The sequence below is a fragment of the Brevundimonas diminuta genome (assembly GCF_039673845.1).
In the GTDB taxonomy this organism is placed as follows: domain Bacteria; phylum Pseudomonadota; class Alphaproteobacteria; order Caulobacterales; family Caulobacteraceae; genus Brevundimonas; species Brevundimonas diminuta_E.
The window spans coordinates 46220-64359 of record NZ_JBDJMK010000013.1 but is presented as its reverse complement, the minus strand read 5'-3'; the positions used below and the strand labels follow the sequence as shown (position 1 = coordinate 64359).

Genomic DNA, 18140 nt, shown 5'->3' with positions numbered 1-18140 from the left:
GCCGCCCATGGTCGATAAAAATCCCGAGAACAAGGCTCGCGGCGGTTGGCTGTCGCGTTTCGCGCCCGGTGTGCGCAAGATCGTCAGTACGCGCGACACGCCTGACAATCTGTGGGTCAAGGATCCCGACACGGGCGAGATGCTGTTCCGCTCGGACCTGGAGGCTGCCCTGTGGGTCACGCCGTCGGGCCGTCACATGCGGATCAACGCCCCGACGCGCCTGAAGGCCACCTTCGACGACGGCCTGTTCGAGAACATCGACACGCCGGACGTGCCCGAAGACCCGCTGAAGTTCTCGGACGGCAAGCCCTATCGCGACCGTCTGTCGGCGGCGCGCAAGGCGGCGGGCCGCAAGGACACCATGGCTATCGGCTATGGCCGCATCGGCGGCGCGCCCGCCGTGGTCATCGTGCAGGACTTCACCTTCATGGGCGGGTCGCTGGGCATGGCGGCGGGCGAGGCCTTCATCGCCGCTGCGCGTGAGGCCATCAAACGCAATGTGCCTTTCGTCTGCTTTACCGCCGCAGGCGGGGCGCGGATGCAGGAAGGCGCCCTCAGCTTGATGCAGATGGCGCGCACCACCCTGGCGATTCAGGAAGTGAAGGCGGCCAAGCTGCCTTACGTCGTGGTGCTGACCGACCCGACCACGGGCGGGGTCACGGCCTCTTACGGCATGTTGGGCGATGTCCATCTGGCCGAGCCGGGCGCCCTGATCGGCTTCGCCGGTCCGCGCGTGATCGAAACCACCATCCGCGAGAAATTGCCGCCGGGCTTCCAGCGCGCCGAATACCTCAAGGACAAGGGCATGGTCGACAAGGTGGTGTCGCGCGGCGATCTGCCGACGACGCTGGGCCTGATCCTGTCCATGCTGATGAGCGGTTCGGCCCAGAAGAAGGCTGCCTGACCGCAGGCTGTTCACATGGACCCGATCTCGGAACGCCTGCGCGCCCGGCATCCCCAGCGCATCGACCTGTCGCTGGACCGGATGCGGGCCCTGTGCGCCGCGCTCGGGAATCCGCAGGACAGATTGCCGCCAGTGGTTCATGTGGCGGGCACGAACGGCAAGGGCTCGACGGTCGCCCTGATCCGGGCCATCGCCGAGGCGGCGGGCCTGCGCGTCCACGCCTATACCTCGCCGCATCTGGTGCGTTTCAACGAGCGTATCCGGCTGGCCGGAACGCTGATCAACGATGAGGCGCTGAACGCCATCCTCGACCGGGTCGAGGCGGCGATGGCTGAAACCGGCGGCGAGGCCACGGTGTTCGAAAGCACCACGGCGGCGGGTCTTCTGGCCATGAGCGAGACGCCTGCCGATCTGGCCATCATCGAGGTGGGCCTGGGCGGCTCGCTGGACGCCACCAACGTCATCGCCCGGCCCCTGCTCAGCGTCATTACGCCCGTTGATCTGGACCACGCCGAGTTTCTGGGCACGACCATCGAGGGCGTGGCGGGCGAGAAGGCGGGCATCCTCAAAGCGGGCGCGCGCGGCGTCGTGGCGCGCCAGTCCGAGGCGGCCATGGCCGTGATCGCGCGCCGCGCGGCCGAGGTCGGCTCGCCTTTGACCGTCATGGGCGTCGACTTCGACGCCTGGGCCGAACGCGGGGGTCTCGTCTATCAGGACCAGGAGCGGTTCCTTGACCTGCCCGCGCCCGCCCTGTCCGGCGCGCACCAGTTCGACAATGCGGGCGTGGCCATCGCCGCCGCGCTGGAGCTGGATCTGCCCGAAACCGCCGTCGCCGAGGGGCTGAAGGCCGTGCGCTGGCCCGCGCGGATGCAGCGGCTGACCGCTGGTCCCTATGCCGACAAGGCCCAGAAGGCCGACGCCGAACTGTGGCTGGACGGCGGGCACAACCCTCATGCCGCCCGCGCCCTGGCCCGCGCCCTGTCCGACCGTCAGGCGCGCGCGCCGCGCCCGACCGCCTTGATCGTCGGCATTCTGGCCAACAAGGACGCCGGCGGCTTCTTCGAGGCGCTGAAGGGGATCGACGCCCAGGTCTTCACGGTCGGTTTCGACGGCGCGGCCGCCGAGCCGGAGTCTCTGGCCGCCGTCGCACAGGGACGGGGTTTCGGCGCGATGGCGGTTGAATCTGTGGACTCTGCGCTGGACCGCGCCCTGGCCCTGGGAGCCGGGCGGGTGGTCATCTGCGGCTCGCTGTATCTGGCGGGCGAGGTGCTGGGCGCCAGCCGTGAGACCTGGCCGGTCTGACATTCAGGCCGGTCGCAATCGTCCAAGCCTGTCGAGAATCTTCCCGCGCTTGAGCGGGGCGCCGAAATAGATGTCCTTCGAGGTTCGCCCCAGGCGATCCGTCACCGTGATTTCGACCCGGTGCAGGGGCGGCGCGCCCACGAAGCGAGCTTTCAGTCCGTTAAAATCGCTGATGTCGACGTCCTGCCTCCGGCAAAGATCGGGCAGGGCTTTGATGTATAGCTGGACGGCGCGAGTCAGGTGGCCGGACGTGGCGGGGCGGCACTCTCCGGTAAGGAAGTCGATGTTCAGTTGTCGAGATGGTGTTTCGGCGACAGCAGCCCAGATGTCGATGTCATAGACGCCCACCATCAGTCCGGCGCCGCTGGCGAAAGAGTCTGTGATGTTGTGCGCGATGGAGGTCAGGACAGCGTGTTTCATAAGGCTTTGAGCATTGGCTGCGACAGGGGCCTTGTCCAATGAAAAGCCCGCCGAACGAATGTACGGCGGGCTTCAGAATCTCAGATGACTGGTCGTCAGTCCGCCTTCACGCCGGCTTCGGCCAGCCATTCGACGATCTTGCCCTTGGGCATTGCGCCGACCTTCATCGAGGTCATCTGGCCGTCCTTGAACAGCATCAGGGTCGGGATGCCCTTCACGCCCATTTTGGACGGGACCATGGGGCTGTCGTCGATGTTGACCTTGGCGACCGTGACCTTGCCGGCCAGTTCGTCGGCGATCTGCTCCAGCGCCGGGCCGATCTGCTTGCAGGGGCCGCACCACTCGGCCCAGAAGTCCACCAGCACGGGGGTCGAAGCTTTCAGGACGTCGGCGTCAAAGCTGTCGTCGGTGACTTTCACAGTCGCCATGAATGATCTCCTTAAGAGCGCTATCGCTCGCCGCGCGGCGGCTCGCTGCTTGAGCGCATTTGATAATCGCGCGCTGACTGTAGCGCCAGCGTTCGGCCACAGATGTGGGTGCGAATCCCCGACAAATCAACGCGCATTTTCGAGAGCGGCGTCCATCAGCCCTTGCGGCACGGCCATCAGCTTCGGCCCGTCGGTCCAGACCAGAGCCGCCTCGACCGCACGGTCGGGATAGAGGCGACGCAGGACGGCGGCGTAGATCGCCATCTGCAGAATATAGGCCGGATCGGCGTCCTCGGCCCGATCTGGCGCCGGGCGGTTGGACTTGAAATCCACCACCAGCACCCGCTGCGGCGTGACCACCAGCCGGTCGATGCGGCCCGAGATAGACACGCCCCGCGGCAGGTCGGGCGCGGTCCCGGTCAGGGCGACCTCGGCACGGCTGCCGGGGCCGAAGACGGGGGCGAAGCGGGCGTCGTCCAGCACGCCGAAGGCGGCGGCGATCATCTCGGCGCGCTGCTCCTCGGTCAGGTCGCGCTCGCGCGCCAGCATCCGGTGCGCGGCGTCGGGACGGTCGGGCGATGGCAGGTCCGGCAGGCGCTCCAGCAAGCGGTGGATCAGGTCGCCGCGCCTAAACCGGCCCAGCCCGGCGCCCGGCCCTTCGCCGCGCGCCAGCGGCGACGGGGCCGGAATGCGCTTCTGCTCCTGCATCTGCGACGGCGAGGCGAAGCGGGCGGCCGCGTCGCGCGGCGGGTTGATGCGCGCCCAATCGGGGGCCACCGCGCGCATCTCGGCCGCGGCGACGGCGGCGGGCAGGCTGTCGGGATCGGCGCCGTAGCGGCGAACGCCGCCGCCCAGTTCGCGCACCTGATCGCCCAGCCGGTCGAAGGTCTCTTCGATCACCGACCACCAGTCCCCGGCCTCGGGCGCGCGTTTCGAGCCGCGTCCCATGACGATCACCCGATCACGCGCACGGGTCAGGGCGACGTAGAGGAGGCGCAGTGATTCATCGCCGACCCGCGCCTCGCGCGCCGCGCGGGCGTCGGCCGAGGCGGGGCAGTCCTCCTTCGACGAGCCGGGGCACATCAGCCAGGCTTCGCCGCTCTCGGTGGCGACCGGCATCAACGACGGCCCCTGCGCCTTCGCCTTCATGGTCGTGTCGGGCAGGATGACGACCGGCGCCTCCAGCCCCTTGGCGCCGTGGACGGTCATGACGCGGACCTCGCCGCGCGGACCTTCCAGTTCGCGCTTCACCTCGACGTCGGCGGCTTCCAGCAGGGCGAGGCAGGTCTCCAGATCGGTTCCGCCGCGTCCCTCTGCGGCCAGCACCTGATTGAGGGTCTCGTCGATGGCTTCCTCGGCCTCGCGCCCCAGCCGGGTCAGGATGCGGGCGCGGCCTGACTGGCCGGTCGCGTCCACCCGATTCAGCAGGCTGGAGAAGAAGTCGAACGGATCGAGGTCGCGCGCGCCGCGCGCCGCGCGCAGCAGGTCGAGCGCTCCGCCCCACTCGGGCCGTTCGTCCGCGCGGTGCTTCAGTTCGCGCCACAGGCCCTTGCGATCCTTGAGACCGGCGAGGTCGAACAGGCTGTCCTCGTCCACGTCGCAGAAGGGGCCGCGCAGCACCTCGGCCACGGTCAGGTCGTCGCCGGGGAAGAGGGCGAAACGGGCCAGCGCCTTCAGGTCGTCGAAGACGATGTGCTGCGACAGCTTCAGCCGGTCGGCGCCCGCCACCGGCGCGCCCGCCGCCTTCAGGGCGCGGATGATCTCCTCGAAGGTCGCGTCGCGGCGGCGGACCAGAATCAGGAAGTCGCCGTAGCCGCAGGGACGTGGCGTCCCGTCCTTGGCGAAGACGACGGCGCCGGTTTCGACCTGACGCCTGATCTCGAGCGCCAGGGTCTGGGCCATGCGTTTGCGGGCGCTGGCGGTTCCTTCCTGATCGACGGGGTCGGTCCAGGCGTCGCGCTCGGGCGGGGCCTCGTCCACGAACAAAGGCCATAGCTCGACGGCGCCGGGCTGGCCTTTGCGGGCGGCGGTATGGTGCGGGATCTCGCCCGTTTCTCCGACCAGCGCTCGGGCGCGTTCGGGCGTGGCGAAGACTTCGTCCACGAACTTCAGCACCGCCTCGGTCGAGCGGTAGGAGGTCTCCAGCGGCACGCCCTCGAAGGCGCTGCCCGCGCCGGTGATCAGGCCGTCATAGACCTGCGCTTCCTGCCGCAGCCGCTCGGGCCGGGCGCCCTGGAAGGAGTAGATCGACTGCTTCTCGTCGCCGACGGCGAAGACGGTGCGGTCGGTCCCCTCGACGGTGAAGAACTCGCCGGTCAGGGCGCGCATGATGGCCCACTGTTCGGGGGCGGTGTCCTGGGCCTCGTCGATCAGGACGTGATCGACGCCGCCGTCCAGCTTGTACAGCACCCAGGCGGCGGTCGAGCGAACGGTCAGAAGCTCGACCGTGCGCGCCACCAGATCCGAGAAGTCGAGCGCGCCGTGGGCCGTCTTGGCCGCCTCGTAGAGGGCGGCGTGGGCGTTGGCGAGGGTCAGCAGCCTGATGGTGTCGTCGGCGACCTTGGCGGCGCGCAGCTGGTCGCGGGCGGCCAAAAACTTGTCCTGAAGGTCGGTCAGCCAGCCGGCCGCGTCGGGCGGCGCCTGCTTCGTCGCCATCGACTTGCGGGGCGAGCCAGAGCCAGTCAGGAAGACGACGCCGAGACCGTGGAAGCTCCAGTCGTGGTCGAGGGCGTGGATCAGTTCGGCGGCCCGATCCTTGTCGGTCTTGGAGCCGGTCGCCATCAGCTCGGCCATGCGGCGGACCTCGCTCCGGTCCAGCCAGCGTAGGAAGTCGGCCTCGATGTCTTTCGGCGTCATGTCCGGATCGGCGCCGGTCAGGACGTAGGGGCCGGGCGCGCGGCCGTCGGCGACGCGGGCCACATAGTCGGTCAGTTCGGCGCGCTTGGCCTCGATCAGGGCCAGCAGATCCTGAAAGCGGCCCCAGTCCAGTTCGACCGCGAAATGGCTGTAGGCCTCGCCGACCGGTCCCTCGGCATCGGCGAGGGCGGCGCGGGCGAGGTCTTCGCGCGCGGCGTGGCTGAGGGCGATCGCCGCCTCGTTCTCCAGCACAGTGAAGCGCGGCGACACGCCCGCCTCGATAGGAAAGCGCCGCAGCAGCTTTTCGCAGAAGGCATGGATGGTCTGGATCTTCAGCCCGCCGGGCGTCTCCAGCGCGCGGGCGAACAGGCGGCGCGCTTCGGACAGGCGGGCGGGATTGAGGGCGGCGGGGTCGCTGTCGTCCAGTTTCGCCAGTTCGGCCGACAGTTCGCCGTCGTCCATGACGGCCCATTTGCCGAGCGTCTCGAACAGGCGGGCCTGCATCTCGGCGGCGGCGGCCTTGGTGTAGGTCACGCACAGGATGGCCGAGGGCGCGGCGCCGCCCAGCAGCAGGCGCGCCACCCGGCTGACCAGGGTGGTGGTCTTGCCCGACCCCGCGTTGGCGGTGACGAAGACTGAACGGGCCGGGTCGGCGGCGCGGGTCTGCGGGTTGAGGCCGTCACGGACGTGGAGGTTCATTCCGCCTCTCCTTCTTCGCCGCCGCCGATGACGTGCCATTCCCAGACGCGGGCCAGCAGGTTGTAGGGGCTGTAGCTGCCCATCAGATGAGGCGCGGCCCACGAGAGATAGGGCGTCTCCGGCCGGTCGAACTCGGCGACGCGGGCCATCAGGCCTTGCAGGGCGGTGTCGGACAGGGCCTGCGCTTCCGGCCCGGTCGCGCGCACGGCGACCTCGCCCGCCTTCTTGCGGCCGACGACGCGGACATAGGTCAGCTCCTCCGGCGGGACGGGGCCGTTCGTCTCCTTGAAGCCGCCGGCGGCGAGGATGGCGCCGGTCAGGGTCAGCTGGGGTGCGAAGCCCGCCTTGATCTGTTTGGCGCTCGGAACCTGGCCGGTCTTGAAGTCCATGACGGCGGCGGACAGGTCGCCGACCTCGATGCGATCGGCGTAGGCCTTGACGGTGAAGGGGCCGCCGGGCGCATCGAAGGTCAGCGCGCCCTGTTGCTCGATCAGTAGTTGGACGCCCCGCGCGCGGCGCTCGGTCTCGAACCCGGCCAGCCAGCGGGCGGCGTTCCTGGCCAGCGGCGCCTCGCGGGCCATGGCGGCGTCCTCGAAGCCGTGGGCGGTCAGTTCTTCCAGCAGCAGGCGCTCGATCACCGCGTCGAGATCGTCGGGCAGCAGGTCGGGCCAGTCCTCGGTCAGGCGCTCGATGGCCTTGTGCACGGCGTTGCCGCGCGCCAGGGCCTCGGCCGAGGCGCCGGGGCGCTCCATCGGTTCGAGGTTCAGGATGCGGCGGGCGTAGAGGGCGTAGGGGTCGCGGACCCAGCGCTCGACCCCGGTGACATAGAGGCTGCGCGGGCGGCGCTCGACCGGGGGCGTGGGCGCCGGACGCGGCGCCAGCCGGGCCGGGCCGGGCGGCGGGACGTCGAGGGCGCGGGTCCAGTCGGCGACGCCTTGGGGGGCGCTGAGGCTGACAGGGGTGTCGGGGGCGTCGGCGCCGCGCGTCAGCATCTCCAGCCGCCACAGCCAGCGCGAGCGCACGGCGGGCTGGCCGCCGCGCCGCTCGCAATGGACCAGAATCGCCTCGTCGGCGCAGGCCGCCTGGACGAAGTCCTGCGCCGTCTGGCCCAGACGCCGCTCGGGCGCGGGCAGGGGCAGGGCGGCGCGCATCGGTCGCGACAGAAAGGGATCGACCGGGGCGGCGTTGGGCCAGACGCCTTCCTCCAGCCCGGCCAGGATCATGCGGTCGGCCCGCGCCAGACGGGCTTCAATGGCGCCGAGGATGCGCAAGGACGGATGGGTGGCGCCGCCGGTGCGCACCGTGGTCTCGGCCAGCAAGGCGGCGATCAGGTCGGCGAACTCGGCGGGCGTGGTGTCGCCCAGCGGGCCGCCGCCCTCGATCAGGGCGGACAGCAGGGAGGCCGCCGCCTCGCCGTCCGGTCCGGCCCAGGCGTTCTGACCGGCCAGGGCTTCGATCAGGGCGGTCAGGGTGCGGGCGGCCTCGTCCGGCGGACAGGGGCGGGCGGGCGCCAGCGCCTCCAGCCGGTCGGCGAGGGCCTCCGCGCCCTTCAGCCGCGCCAGCTTCCAGTCGGCCAGCGGCAGGCCGCCGCGTCGGGGCTCGCCAGCCTTCAGCAGGCGTTCGTGAAGCTGGGACCAGCGGCGCGGACGCGGGCCGCGCAGGGCGTGCTCCTCCAGCGCCTCGGCGGCGTCGTGCAGCGAGGTCTCGCCCACATCGAGGTGGACCAGCGGATGTTTCAGCAGGCCCAGCAGCGTCTGGGGCTTCAGCGGCTCGGCCAGGAAACGGGCGCAAAGGTCGACCAGCACCCCCGCCGTCATCCGCGACAGCGGTTGGCCGGTGGAGGAGTCGGCGACGATGCCCCAACGCGCCAGCCGCGCCTCGACCCGGCGCGATAGCTGCAGGTCCGGCGTCACCAGGGCGCAGGTGATCGGACGGCCGTCGGGCGTGCGGTGCTCAAGGCTCTCGCGCATCATCAGGGCGACGGCGGCGGCGGCTTCTTCCTCGGCGCGGACGGACAGGACGGTCAGGCCCGACAGGCCCTCGGCGATGGGGTCGGCGGCGCGGCCCGCCTCGGCCGAGCGGGCGCGAAGGCGCTTGATCTCACGGCGCCAGTCGTTGGTGGCCTCGGCGGGGCGCAGGGCCTCGTTGATCAGGCGCTGGCGGGCCAGACCGCGCGCTTCGATGGCGGGATCGAGCGGCGGCTGAAACCACGGCTGGACGGCCTCGCGCGTGACCTCGGCGCGGACCAGCAGGGCCTGCAGCGCCGCCTGCGGGTGCTGGTCGTCGATGCGGTCCCAGGCGTCGGCGCCCAGATCGAGATCGAGGCCGGGCAGGACGACCACGCCCTGCGGCGCCTTTGCCACGGCCTTCAGCACATCGGCGGCCGCAGGGACGGTGCCGGTGGACCCGGCTGCGATGACCGGGGCCTGCGGCGGGCGGGCGTCCCAGGCCTCGGCCAGACGACGCAGCAGGGTCGCGCGGCGCCAGGCGGGGTCGACCAGACCCAGCGCCTCCAGCCGCTTGGGCCAGGCCTCGACGGAGAGGCCGAGGAAGCGGGCGCTCTCGCGCCAGTGTTCGGCCAGATCCTGTTCGGCCAGGGTCGCGATGCGCGACAGGTCAGAGACTTCCTCGAGTTGGCAGGAATCGAGGAAGGCGCCCAGCGCATCGGCCATTTCGAGGGCGCGCAGGGGCTTCATGCCCGGCTCGAACTCCTCGGCGATCATGCGCGCCATCTCGAAGCGGCGCGTCAGGGGGGCGATGGGGGGCGGCAGGTCCAGGCCCAGTTCGCCGGGGGCGAAGGGCGGCTCGTCCTCTTCCAGATCACCGAGCGGGCGCACCTGCGGCAGAAGGACGGGACGCTCGCCCGCCAGCTTGCCCAAGGCGAAAGAGAAGGCACGGGCGGCGCGGCGGTTGGGCAGCAGGATGGTGGCGTCGGTCAGGTTCTCGGGCGGGGCGTCGCCCAGCCAGTCCAGCACACCCGCCGCGAGATCTTCGAGGAAGGGCCGCCAGGCGGGCACGGCGCGCCAGCGCGGCCCGGTTCCGGCGAACGGATCGAAGCGCGCCCCCGTCATGATCAGGCCTCCGCCTTCAGCCGCGCCTCGGCCTCGTCACGCGCCTGCGGGTCGCCGACGTGCATCCAGTCGCCGTTCAGCACGCAGCCGTAGAGGCGACCCTCGGCGGCGGAAGCGCGCCACAGGGGGCTGAGCGAGAAGGGGCCGTCGGGGCCGTGGTCTGCGTAGTCAGGCCGGGTGATGTGGACGCCCATATAGGCGTATGGCGCGCTGGCGGCCTCGCCCCGGAAGGTCAGGGCGCCGTCGTCGGCCAGGAAGAAGTCGCCGCCGCCCTCGAAGCCGATGGAGCCTTCGCGCCGGGCCAGCAGCAGAGCGGCGTCCATGCGCGTGGGATCCCACAAGCGGATCAGGTCGCCTAGCGCGTCGCCGCGGTCGATCCAGACGCTGTCGATATTGGCGACGAAGACGGGAGCGTCGCCCAGCAAGGGGCGCGCCTTCTTCAGCCCGCCGCCGGTTTCCAGCAGTTCGGCGCGCTCGTCTGAGATGGTGATGGAAGGGCGCGTGCGGGCGGCCAGATGGCTTTCCAGCCGGTCGGCGAACCAGTGGACGTTGACCACGGCGTCGGTCACGCCGGTGTCGGCCAGCCGATCAAGCACATGGTCGATCAGAGCCTTGCCGCCGACCTCGACCAGAGCCTTGGGCCGGTCGCTAGTCAGAGGACGCATCCGCGTGCCGAGCCCGGCGGCGAGGACCAGGGCGGTGGTGGGTGAAGTCATGCGCGTTCTCCGCACCTTCTCCCCTTGTGGGAGAAGGTGCCATGCGGAGCATGACGGATGAGGGGGCGGGCGGCGACGAACGCGCGTTCAAACGGCAAAGGCGAGACCGGCGGAACCCGCCCCCTCATCCGAGCCGCTAGGCGGCCCACCTTCTCCCCCAAAGGGAGAAGGAAGCGGCAGGCGGCCTTCATCGACGCACATCCTCCGGCACGTGGCGGTTCATCCAGGCGGCGACGGCTTCGAGGCCCGGCGCCTGCAGATTAGCGTTCAGGTGCGCCCACATCCGGGGCATGAAGGCGGCGTAGCGGGGCTTGCCGTCGCGGGCGATCAGGCGGGCGAAGATCCCCAGAATGCGCGCCTCGTTCAGGGCGGCCAGGCCGGCGTAGGCGGCCATGAAGGCCTCGCGGTCGGTCTCGGGGCGGAGGGCGAAGTAGTGGTCGAGCGCCAGCGCCTCCAGCTCGGGCGCTACGTCACGGCGGGCGTCCTGCAGCAGGGAATGCAGATCCCACGACGGGTGGGCCTTCACCGCGTCCTGAAAGTCGATCATCCCGACCGAGGCGGCGCCGGTTTTGCCGTCCAGCCGGATCAGGTTCTCGGCGTGATAGTCGCGGTGGGCCATGACGGTTGCGCCCGCCTCGCCCGCCGCCGTGATCGGCGCCCAGGCTGCGCGCCACTCGGCGATGGCGGCCTCGTCGAAGCTGAGGGTCGGGATCAGTTTGGGCAGCCAGTCGACGAACAGGTCGACGCCGCCCTGCAGCGCCGTCTGGTCATAGGTCAGCAGGGGCCAGTCGCCTGCTGCGCCGGTCAGCGCCTCGGGCGTCGGGGCGGCGTGCAGGACAGCCAGAGCCTCGACGGCGGCGCGATAGAGGGGGGCGGGGTCGGCGCCGTCCTCGATGACGCGGGCGAACAGGGCGTCGCCGAAATCCTCGATCACGGCCAGACCATTGGGGGCGTCGACAGCGATGATCTCGGGCGCGGACAGGCCGAGCGACTTCAGATGGGCGGCGACGGCGGCGAAGGCCTCGATGCGACCGGCCGACAGGCGAGCGACGGCGTTCCAGCCGTGGGCGTGGCGCTGTTCCGGCGTCCACGACGGATCGCAGGGCGGGCTCTCGGCGGCGGGGGGCTGATCCATCAGCATCAGGGATGCGCCGGACGGGGTGGTCAGCCGCTCATAACGCCGCGTCGAGGCGTCGCCGGGCAGGGGCGCGCGGATGGCCCCGGCCAGACCGGCCGAGCGCAGAAAATCGAGACGGAGGGCTTCGCGGTCAGACATGCAGTTCCTTCAGTTTGGCTTCCCACGAACCTGCGCCGGAAACGGTCGCAAGGCGGCCCTCGCCGTCCTCGGAGATGGTGATCGTCAGCCGGTCAGGGCCGAGCATCCGGCTGGGGTCGTCGCCCAGCCGTTCGGGCCATTCGATCAGGGCGCAGCCTTCGTCCAGCGCCTCGTCCAGCCCGACTTCGAAGGCTTCTTCAGGACGGCTGAGGCGATAGAGGTCGAAATGGGCGATGGGCGGGTCGCTCTCGTAGAACTGGACCAGGGTGAAGGTCGGCGACGGCACGTCCTCGTCGGGGCGCGTCAGGGCGCGGATCAGACCGCGCGCCAGCGTCGACTTGCCCATGCCCAGCGGGCCGTAGAGCAGGAGGGATTCGCCCGGTTCCAGCAGGGGGGCGATGGCTTCGCCGAGGCGGGTGGTGGCGTCGGCGTCGGGAAGGTCGAAAGTCATCATGCTGAGGTCATCAGGCGAAGGTCGCGTTCGGATCGGCGGCCAGCGTCCGCTCGATGAAGGTTTTCAGTTTCAGGGTGGCGGCCTGGGCGTCGACGTCCAGGGCTAGCGGCGGGATGGGGCGGCCGACGATCAGGTCGAAGGCGCGGCCCTTCTTGTTCAGCAGTTCGTGGAAGAGGGTGATGTCGCGCAGTTCCTGCGACACCTTGTCGAACAGGTGGAACAGGCGGCTGGTCGGACCAGAGACGTGGATCGGGATCACCGGCGCCTCATATTTGCGGGCCAGCGAAGCGGCGGTGGCGGCCCATTCGGGATCGGTCAACAGGCCGTCCGGGCCGACGCGGGCCAGACGCCCGGCGGGGAACATGACGACGCAGCGTTCGGCCTCGAACGCTTCCTTGGCGGCCTGAAGAGTGGCGCGGGTCTTCTCGCGCGTGCGCTTGGCCGTGACCCATTCGACGGGGACGACGGTCTCCGACAGGCGCGGCGAGACGCGCAAGGCGTCGGCGTTGGCGAAATAGATCAGGTCGTCGCGCACCGTGCGCAGGGCGTCATGCACGGCCAGGCCGTCGGCGATGCCGGTCGGATGGTTGCAGACCACCAGACAGCGGCCGGATGAAGGCAGGCGGTCCAGATGCGCCGTCCGCACCGTCAGTTCCAGCAGGTCGGAAACGTAGTCCAGCGCCTGTCGCCCGCCCATCGGGCCGATGGCGTCAGCCATGCGCCGCGCCTTGGCGTAGTCGAGCAGGCCGTAGAGGGCGGGCCGGACCAGCGGCCATGCGGCCGATTTCGTCAACCGGGGCGCGCGCTCGGCGATCAGGACGTCGACAATGTGCGGAGCCGGACTCATCGTCTGCTTGTCGCCGAGGCGGCGGCGGCGGGCAAGCGCCATCCGGCTTGGCTAAGCTGGAACGGCCCCCTATGCAGGACGCCTGACAATGGTTTCGGAGAGTTAAGCGTAATGACCCGGTCACACTGGATGACGGCGGCGGCCGTTCAGATGATGCTGCTGGCAGGCGGCCTTGCGGCGACGCCGGTGATGGCGCAGCAGGCGCCCGTTGCGGCTGCTCCCGCTCCCGCGTCCCAGCCGTCTGACCGGCTGGGTCTGAAGGATCTGGCGACGATGGAGCGGGTCGGCGATCCGCGCGTCTCGCCGGACGGCCGCCGGGTCATCTACGCCGTGACGACGACCGACTGGAACGGCAACAAGACCCAGACCGGCCTGTGGATGGCCGATGTTGACGGCGCCGCGGCGCCGCGTCGGCTGGCGATCTCGGAGGGCGGCGTCTCGGGCGCGCGCTGGGCGCCGGACGGGCAGTCGATCTATTTCATGTCCGCGCGCGGCGGCTCCAATCAGGTGTGGCGCGCCGATCGTGACGGCATGGCGGCGGTTCAGGTGACGACCCTGCCGACCTCGGCGTCCGGCTTCCGCTTCACGCCGGATGGCAAGGCGTTGATCCTGGGCGTCTCGATCTATCGCGACTGTGAGACGCTGGAATGCACCCGCGACCGGCTGGCCGAGCGGGCCAAGTCAGGCCAGCAGGTCTATGACCGTTATCCGCTGCGCGTCTTCGATCACTGGTCGGACGGGCGCCAGAGCCACATCTTCCTGCAGCCGCTGAACGGTTCGGGTCTGGCTGAGGGCCAGCCGCGCGACCTGACGCCCGGGCTGGATGCGGACATCGGCGTCGGCGAAGGCGGCCTGACGATGTCGCGCGACGGGCGCACCCTGATCTATGCGACGCGGCTGCAGGGCGACCGCGCGCCCTTCACCAACAACAGCGACCTGTATCGCCTGAATCTGGACGGCGGCGCGGCCGTCAACCTGACCGAGGGCAACACCGGGCCGGACAATACGCCCGCCCTGTCGCCGGATGGACGGCGCCTGGCCTGGCTGGCCGCCCCGCGTGAAAACGTCGGCGGCGATCAGGCTGTGGTCATGGTGGCAGACGCCAACGGCGCCAATGCGCGCCAGCTGACGAACTGGGATCGCGGTCCCGGCGGGCTGACGTGGCGTTCGGACGGTCGGGCGCTCTATGTCACCGCCGCTGATGAAGGCCAGAACCGCCTGTTCGAGATCGACGCCCGCACCGGCGCGGTGAAGGCCCTGACCGACATCGGCGCCGTCAATGAGTTCGACGAGGTCGGCGGCGTGCTGGCCTATGCGCATGAGAGCTTCACCGCCCCGACGCAGATCTTCATCGCGAAAAACGGCCAGCCTGCTCGTCAGGCGACCCAGCACAACGCCGAGCTGATCGCCCGCATCGACCTGCCGCGTCCCGAGGAAATCCGCTTCCCCGGCTGGAACAATGAGACGGCGCACGGCTGGGTGTTCAAGCCCGCGGGCTATGTCGAGGGCCGCAAATATCCGGCCATCTATCTGATCCACGGCGGGCCCAAGTCGCCCTGGACCGAGGGCTGGTCCTATCGCTGGAATCCGCAGACCTATACGGCGGCGGGCTATGCGGTGGTAATGGTCAACTTCCACGGCTCGCCCGGCTACGGTCAGGCCTTCACCGACGCCATCAACGACCACTGGGGCGATCGCCCGCTGGAAGACCTGCAGAAGGGCTGGCAGGCGGCGCTGGCGGCCAATCCGTGGATCGACGCAGAGCGGGCCTGTGCGCTGGGCGCCTCCTACGGCGGCTATATGGTCAATATGATCGCGGGCAAGTGGAACGAGCCGTGGCGCTGCCTGGTCAACCATGCGGGCGTGTTCGATGTGCCGCAGTTGATGAACGCCATGGACATGTCGACCTTCATCCATGAGTTCGGCGGACCCAGCTGGGACCGCAAGGCCGTCTATGACGTCCACAACCCCGAAACCTATGTCGGCGACTGGAAGAAGCCGATGCTGGTGCTGCACGGCTCGAAGGACTTCCGCGTGCCGATGGAGCAGGGGCTGGCGACCTTCTCGGCCCTGCAGCGGCTGAACATCCCCAGCCGCTTCGTCCATGTGCCGGACGAGAACCACTGGGTGCTGAAGCCCCAGACCTGGGTCAACTGGCAGCAGGAGATCCTGGACTGGACGGCGGACTGGACGAAGGAAGAGCGCTGAACCGGGCCTGAAACAGGAGACTTTGCGGGCGGCGCATGGCGGTGTTACGCCTTCGGGCGGATTTCACATCACGCATGAGGAGCGCCGAATGCGCCGTCTGCCCCATCTTCTGTCCGGCCTCAGCGCCGCCGCCCTTCTGACCGCCACGGCTCTGCCTGCTGTGGCAGAGGGGGCGGCGGCGCCCGCCGCCGTCGCGCCTGCGGCGTCGAACGCCTTCACCTATCAGGACATGATCTCGGCCAACCGGCTGGGCGATCCGCAGGTGTCGCCGGACGGGGAGTGGGTGGTCTATTCGCTGACCCAGACCGATGTGGCGGCCAACAAGCGCTCCAGCGCCCTCTACATCCTGAGCTTGAAGGGCGAGGCGCAGCCGCAGAAGCTGGCCATTTCCGAAGGCGGCGCCAACACCGCCCGCTGGGGCGCCGACGGCAAGCTGTATTTCCTCTCCAGCCGTTCGGGTTCGAGCCAGGTCTGGGTTTCGGCCGACAAGGGCGCGACGGCGACGCAGGTCACGGCCCTGCCGACCGACGTCAACGCCTATCGCATCAATGAGGCGGGCGATGCGGTCGCCGTATCGCTGGCCGTCTATCCCGACGCGGCGGACCTGAACGCCTCGGTTACGCGGGCCAAGGCCGCCGGCGACGTGAAATCGACGGGTCAGGTCTATGACCGCATGTTCGTGCGTCACTGGGATACGTGGAGCGACCACACCCAGAACCACCTGTTCGTGCAGTCGATCGGCGCCGACGGCAGGGCGGGCGGCGAGCCGGTCTGGGTCACGAAAGGCTTCGACGGCGATACGCCCTCCAAGCCGTTCGGCGACGAGAGCGAGTTCACCTTCGCCCCCGACGGCCAGTCGCTGGTCTTCTCGGCGCGCAAGGCCGGGAACAGCGAGCCGTGGAGCACCAACTTCGACCTCTACAGCGTCGCCGTCTCGGCGCCGGGTCAGCTGACCAATCTGACCGAGGCCAACCCGGCCTGGGACACCGGCCCGGTCTTCTCGCCGGACGGCCAGACTCTGGCCTACCGCGCCATGGCCCGCCCGGGTTTTGAGGCGGACAAATATTCGATCTTCCTGCGCGATGTCGCCACTGGCCAGACGCGCCAGATCGCGGCCAACTGGGACCGCTCGGCCGACACCCTGCAATGGTCGAAGGACGGGAACACCCTCTACACCACGGCGGGCGACGTCGGTCAGACCCGCCTGTTCGCCATCGATGCGCGCAACGGGGTGGTGACGCCGTTGACCGGCGAAGGCCACGTCGGCGCCTTCGCCCAGACGCCCTCGGGCTTCGTCATGGCGGTCGACACCCTGACATCGCCCAGCGACCTGTTCTTCAAGACCTGGCGCGGCCGCGAAATGCCGCGTCGCCTGACCAATGTGAACCCGCAATTGGCGAACAAGGCCTTCGGCGAGGCCGAGCAGTTCAGCTTCCCCGGCTGGAACAATGAGACGGTCCACGGCTATGTCATCAAGCCTGCCGACTATGTCGAGGGTCGCAAATATCCGGTCGCCTTCCTGATCCACGGCGGGCCGCAGGGGTCGTTCGGCAACAGCTGGTCCTATCGCTGGAACCCTGAAACCTATGCGGGCGCCGGCTATGCGGTGGTGATGATCGATTTCCACGGCTCGACCGGATACGGCCAGGAATTCACCGATGCCATCAGTCAGCACTGGGGCGACCGCCCGCTGGAAGACCTGCAGAAGGGCTGGGCCTTCGCCCAACAGAAATACAGCTTCCTTGACGGGAACAACGCCTGCGCGCTGGGCGCCTCCTACGGCGGCTATATGATCAACTGGATCGCCGGCAACTGGAGCAACGCCTTCAAATGTCTGGTCAACCATGACGGCGTTTTCGACACCTTCGGCATGGGCTACGGCACCGAGGAACTGTGGTTCACCGAGTGGGAATACGGCGGCACGCCGTGGGAAAATCCCGAGGGCTATCAGAAGTTCAACCCGGCCAACCACGTTCAGAACTGGAAGACGCCGATGCTGGTGGTTCAGGGCGACCTGGATTTCCGCATCCCGACCTCGCAGGGCCTGTCGACCTTCACCGCCCTGCAGCGCAAGGGCATCGACAGCCGTCTGGTCTTCTTCCCGGACGAGAACCACTGGGTGCTGAAACCCGCCAACAGCCTGCAATGGCACAATGAGGTCTTCGGCTGGCTGGACAAATATCTGGCCAGGTAAGACAGGCGGATCAGGGGGCGCGGTTCACCGGGACCGCGCCTCTTTGTTTTGGGAGAGGCAATGACGCGACGAGGCCTTCTGGTGCCGCTGTTGGCGACTGTGGCGACGGCGGCCTGTGCGCCGATCATGGGCGAGGGCCTGTTGACGCCCGCCCCGCTGGGGCCGCCCGGGTGGCGCAGGGCGCGCGCCGCCTATGGGCCGGATCCGCGGCAGACGCTGCGCCTTTATCGGCCGGCAAGGGCGCAGGGGGCGCCGATCCTCGTCCTCCTGCCCGATGGCGCGCCTGCGGCCGAAGACGAGCGGACCGCGCGCGATCTGTCGGAGCGCGGCTTCATCGTCGCTCTGACCGACCGGCGGGCGGCGCCGGGAAGCGCTTTTCCAGCTTTCATCGGTGATGCGGCGACGGCCGTCGCATGGCTCTCAAAGCGAGCGCATGATCTGGACGGCGATGCGGCGCGCATCGGCGTTCTGGGCATGGGCGAAGGCGGTCGCGCAGCCCTGATGCTGGCGCTGGACCGTCGCTATCTGGCGGCGGCGGGCGCATCCGGCGCGGTGCGCGCGGCGGCGGCGCTGGGCGCGCCGGACAGACCCGATGCGACCTTCACAGATCCGTCCGCCTATGCGGCAGGCGCCGATGCTGCGCCTGTCTGGCGTGGGGATGGCGGCGATCTGGCGGGCGCCGTCGCCTTCCTGCAGGCGGCGCTGGGCTAGGCGCGGGCGCTCAACTGTCATTTCAGCTCAGCGTGGCTGTCTCGCCATGGTCAC

The 18140-nt window shown here is 69.7% G+C and carries 13 protein-coding genes; 5 read left to right on the top strand and 8 right to left on the bottom strand.

Annotated elements, in window-relative coordinates; translation table 11 throughout:
- The first annotated feature begins 7 nt into the window (after nucleotides 1–7).
- Together ABE454_RS14805 and ABE454_RS14800 are read left to right on the top strand one after the other, a co-directional pair.
- Nucleotides 8–904, top strand: coding sequence for an acetyl-CoA carboxylase carboxyltransferase subunit beta (locus ABE454_RS14805; protein ID WP_346532870.1), 897 nt, complete (start codon nucleotides 8–10; stop codon nucleotides 902–904).
- A gap of 15 nt (nucleotides 905–919) precedes the next feature.
- Nucleotides 920–2206, top strand: a complete 1287-nt coding sequence (locus ABE454_RS14800; protein ID WP_346532868.1) for a bifunctional folylpolyglutamate synthase/dihydrofolate synthase — start codon at nucleotides 920–922, stop codon at nucleotides 2204–2206.
- A gap of 3 nt (nucleotides 2207–2209) precedes the next feature.
- Here ABE454_RS14800 and ABE454_RS14795 read toward each other — a convergent pair whose 3' ends face one another.
- The 8 genes from ABE454_RS14795 to ABE454_RS14760 all read right to left on the bottom strand — a co-directional run bounded on the left by ABE454_RS14795 (nucleotide 2210) and on the right by ABE454_RS14760 (nucleotide 13015).
- Nucleotides 2210–2665 carry a hypothetical protein gene (locus ABE454_RS14795; RefSeq protein WP_346532866.1) on the bottom strand — a complete coding sequence of 152 codons (456 nt, stop codon included), beginning with the start codon at nucleotides 2663–2665 and terminating at the stop codon, nucleotides 2210–2212.
- A gap of 56 nt (nucleotides 2666–2721) precedes the next feature.
- Nucleotides 2722–3054 carry a thioredoxin TrxA gene (gene trxA / locus ABE454_RS14790; protein ID WP_346532865.1) on the bottom strand — a complete coding sequence of 111 codons (333 nt, stop codon included), beginning with the start codon at nucleotides 3052–3054 and terminating at the stop codon, nucleotides 2722–2724.
- 126 nt (nucleotides 3055–3180) lie between these two features.
- Nucleotides 3181–6609 (bottom strand): double-strand break repair helicase AddA, encoded by a 3429-nt coding sequence (addA, locus tag ABE454_RS14785; RefSeq protein WP_346532863.1) that lies wholly within the window; start codon nucleotides 6607–6609, stop codon nucleotides 3181–3183.
- Nucleotides 6606–9680, bottom strand: coding sequence for a double-strand break repair protein AddB (gene addB / locus ABE454_RS14780; protein WP_346532862.1), 3075 nt, complete (start codon nucleotides 9678–9680; stop codon nucleotides 6606–6608). Before addB ends, addA begins: the two co-directional genes overlap by 4 nt.
- Nucleotides 9681–9682: 2 nt before the next feature.
- On the bottom strand, nucleotides 9683–10396 hold the full coding sequence (murU, locus tag ABE454_RS14775) for an N-acetylmuramate alpha-1-phosphate uridylyltransferase MurU (RefSeq protein ID WP_346532860.1): 714 nt from the start codon (nucleotides 10394–10396) through the stop codon (nucleotides 9683–9685).
- Nucleotides 10397–10583: 187 nt separating this feature from the next.
- Nucleotides 10584–11672 (bottom strand): N-acetylmuramate/N-acetylglucosamine kinase AmgK, encoded by a 1089-nt coding sequence (amgK, locus tag ABE454_RS14770; RefSeq protein WP_346532858.1) that lies wholly within the window; start codon nucleotides 11670–11672, stop codon nucleotides 10584–10586.
- Nucleotides 11665–12126 carry a tRNA (adenosine(37)-N6)-threonylcarbamoyltransferase complex ATPase subunit type 1 TsaE gene (gene tsaE, locus ABE454_RS14765; RefSeq protein WP_346532856.1) on the bottom strand — a complete coding sequence of 154 codons (462 nt, stop codon included), beginning with the start codon at nucleotides 12124–12126 and terminating at the stop codon, nucleotides 11665–11667. Before tsaE ends, amgK begins: the two co-directional genes overlap by 8 nt.
- Nucleotides 12127–12136: 10 nt before the next feature.
- Nucleotides 12137–13015: a 1-acyl-sn-glycerol-3-phosphate acyltransferase gene (locus tag ABE454_RS14760; protein WP_346532854.1), complete on the bottom strand. Its 879-nt coding sequence runs from the start codon at nucleotides 13013–13015 to the stop codon at nucleotides 12137–12139.
- 69 nt (nucleotides 13016–13084) lie between these two features.
- Between ABE454_RS14760 and ABE454_RS14755 the strand changes: the two genes are divergently transcribed.
- The 3 genes from ABE454_RS14755 to ABE454_RS14745 all read left to right on the top strand — a co-directional run bounded on the left by ABE454_RS14755 (nucleotide 13085) and on the right by ABE454_RS14745 (nucleotide 18086).
- A complete protein-coding gene (locus ABE454_RS14755; RefSeq protein WP_346532852.1) occupies nucleotides 13085–15181 on the top strand; it encodes a S9 family peptidase in 2097 nt (698 codons plus the stop codon).
- A gap of 88 nt (nucleotides 15182–15269) precedes the next feature.
- On the top strand, nucleotides 15270–17375 hold the full coding sequence (locus ABE454_RS14750) for a S9 family peptidase (protein ID WP_346532850.1): 2106 nt from the start codon (nucleotides 15270–15272) through the stop codon (nucleotides 17373–17375).
- 60 nt (nucleotides 17376–17435) lie between these two features.
- Nucleotides 17436–18086, top strand: a complete 651-nt coding sequence (locus ABE454_RS14745; RefSeq protein ID WP_346532848.1) for an alpha/beta hydrolase — start codon at nucleotides 17436–17438, stop codon at nucleotides 18084–18086.
- Nucleotides 18087–18140 lie beyond the last annotated feature (54 nt).

Bases quoted from the DNA above. Each gene is read 5' to 3' on its own strand.
- ABE454_RS14805 (WP_346532870.1), top strand. From the start codon at position 8: ATGGTCGATAAAAATCCCGAGAACAAGGCTCGCGGCGGTTGGCTGTCG.
- ABE454_RS14800 (WP_346532868.1), top strand. From the start codon at position 920: ATGGACCCGATCTCGGAACGCCTGCGCGCCCGGCATCCCCAGCGCATC.
- trxA (WP_346532865.1), bottom strand. From the start codon at position 3,054: ATGGCGACTGTGAAAGTCACCGACGACAGCTTTGACGCCGACGTCCTG.
- addA (WP_346532863.1), bottom strand. From the start codon at position 6,609: ATGAACCTCCACGTCCGTGACGGCCTCAACCCGCAGACCCGCGCCGCC.
- addB (WP_346532862.1), bottom strand. From the start codon at position 9,680: ATGACGGGGGCGCGCTTCGATCCGTTCGCCGGAACCGGGCCGCGCTGG.
- murU (WP_346532860.1), bottom strand. From the start codon at position 10,396: ATGACTTCACCCACCACCGCCCTGGTCCTCGCCGCCGGGCTCGGCACG.
- amgK (WP_346532858.1), bottom strand. From the start codon at position 11,672: ATGTCTGACCGCGAAGCCCTCCGTCTCGATTTTCTGCGCTCGGCCGGT.
- tsaE (WP_346532856.1), bottom strand. From the start codon at position 12,126: ATGATGACTTTCGACCTTCCCGACGCCGACGCCACCACCCGCCTCGGC.
- ABE454_RS14760 (WP_346532854.1), bottom strand. From the start codon at position 13,015: ATGGCGCTTGCCCGCCGCCGCCGCCTCGGCGACAAGCAGACGATGAGT.
- ABE454_RS14755 (WP_346532852.1), top strand. From the start codon at position 13,085: ATGACCCGGTCACACTGGATGACGGCGGCGGCCGTTCAGATGATGCTG.
- ABE454_RS14750 (WP_346532850.1), top strand. From the start codon at position 15,270: ATGCGCCGTCTGCCCCATCTTCTGTCCGGCCTCAGCGCCGCCGCCCTT.
- ABE454_RS14745 (WP_346532848.1), top strand. From the start codon at position 17,436: ATGACGCGACGAGGCCTTCTGGTGCCGCTGTTGGCGACTGTGGCGACG.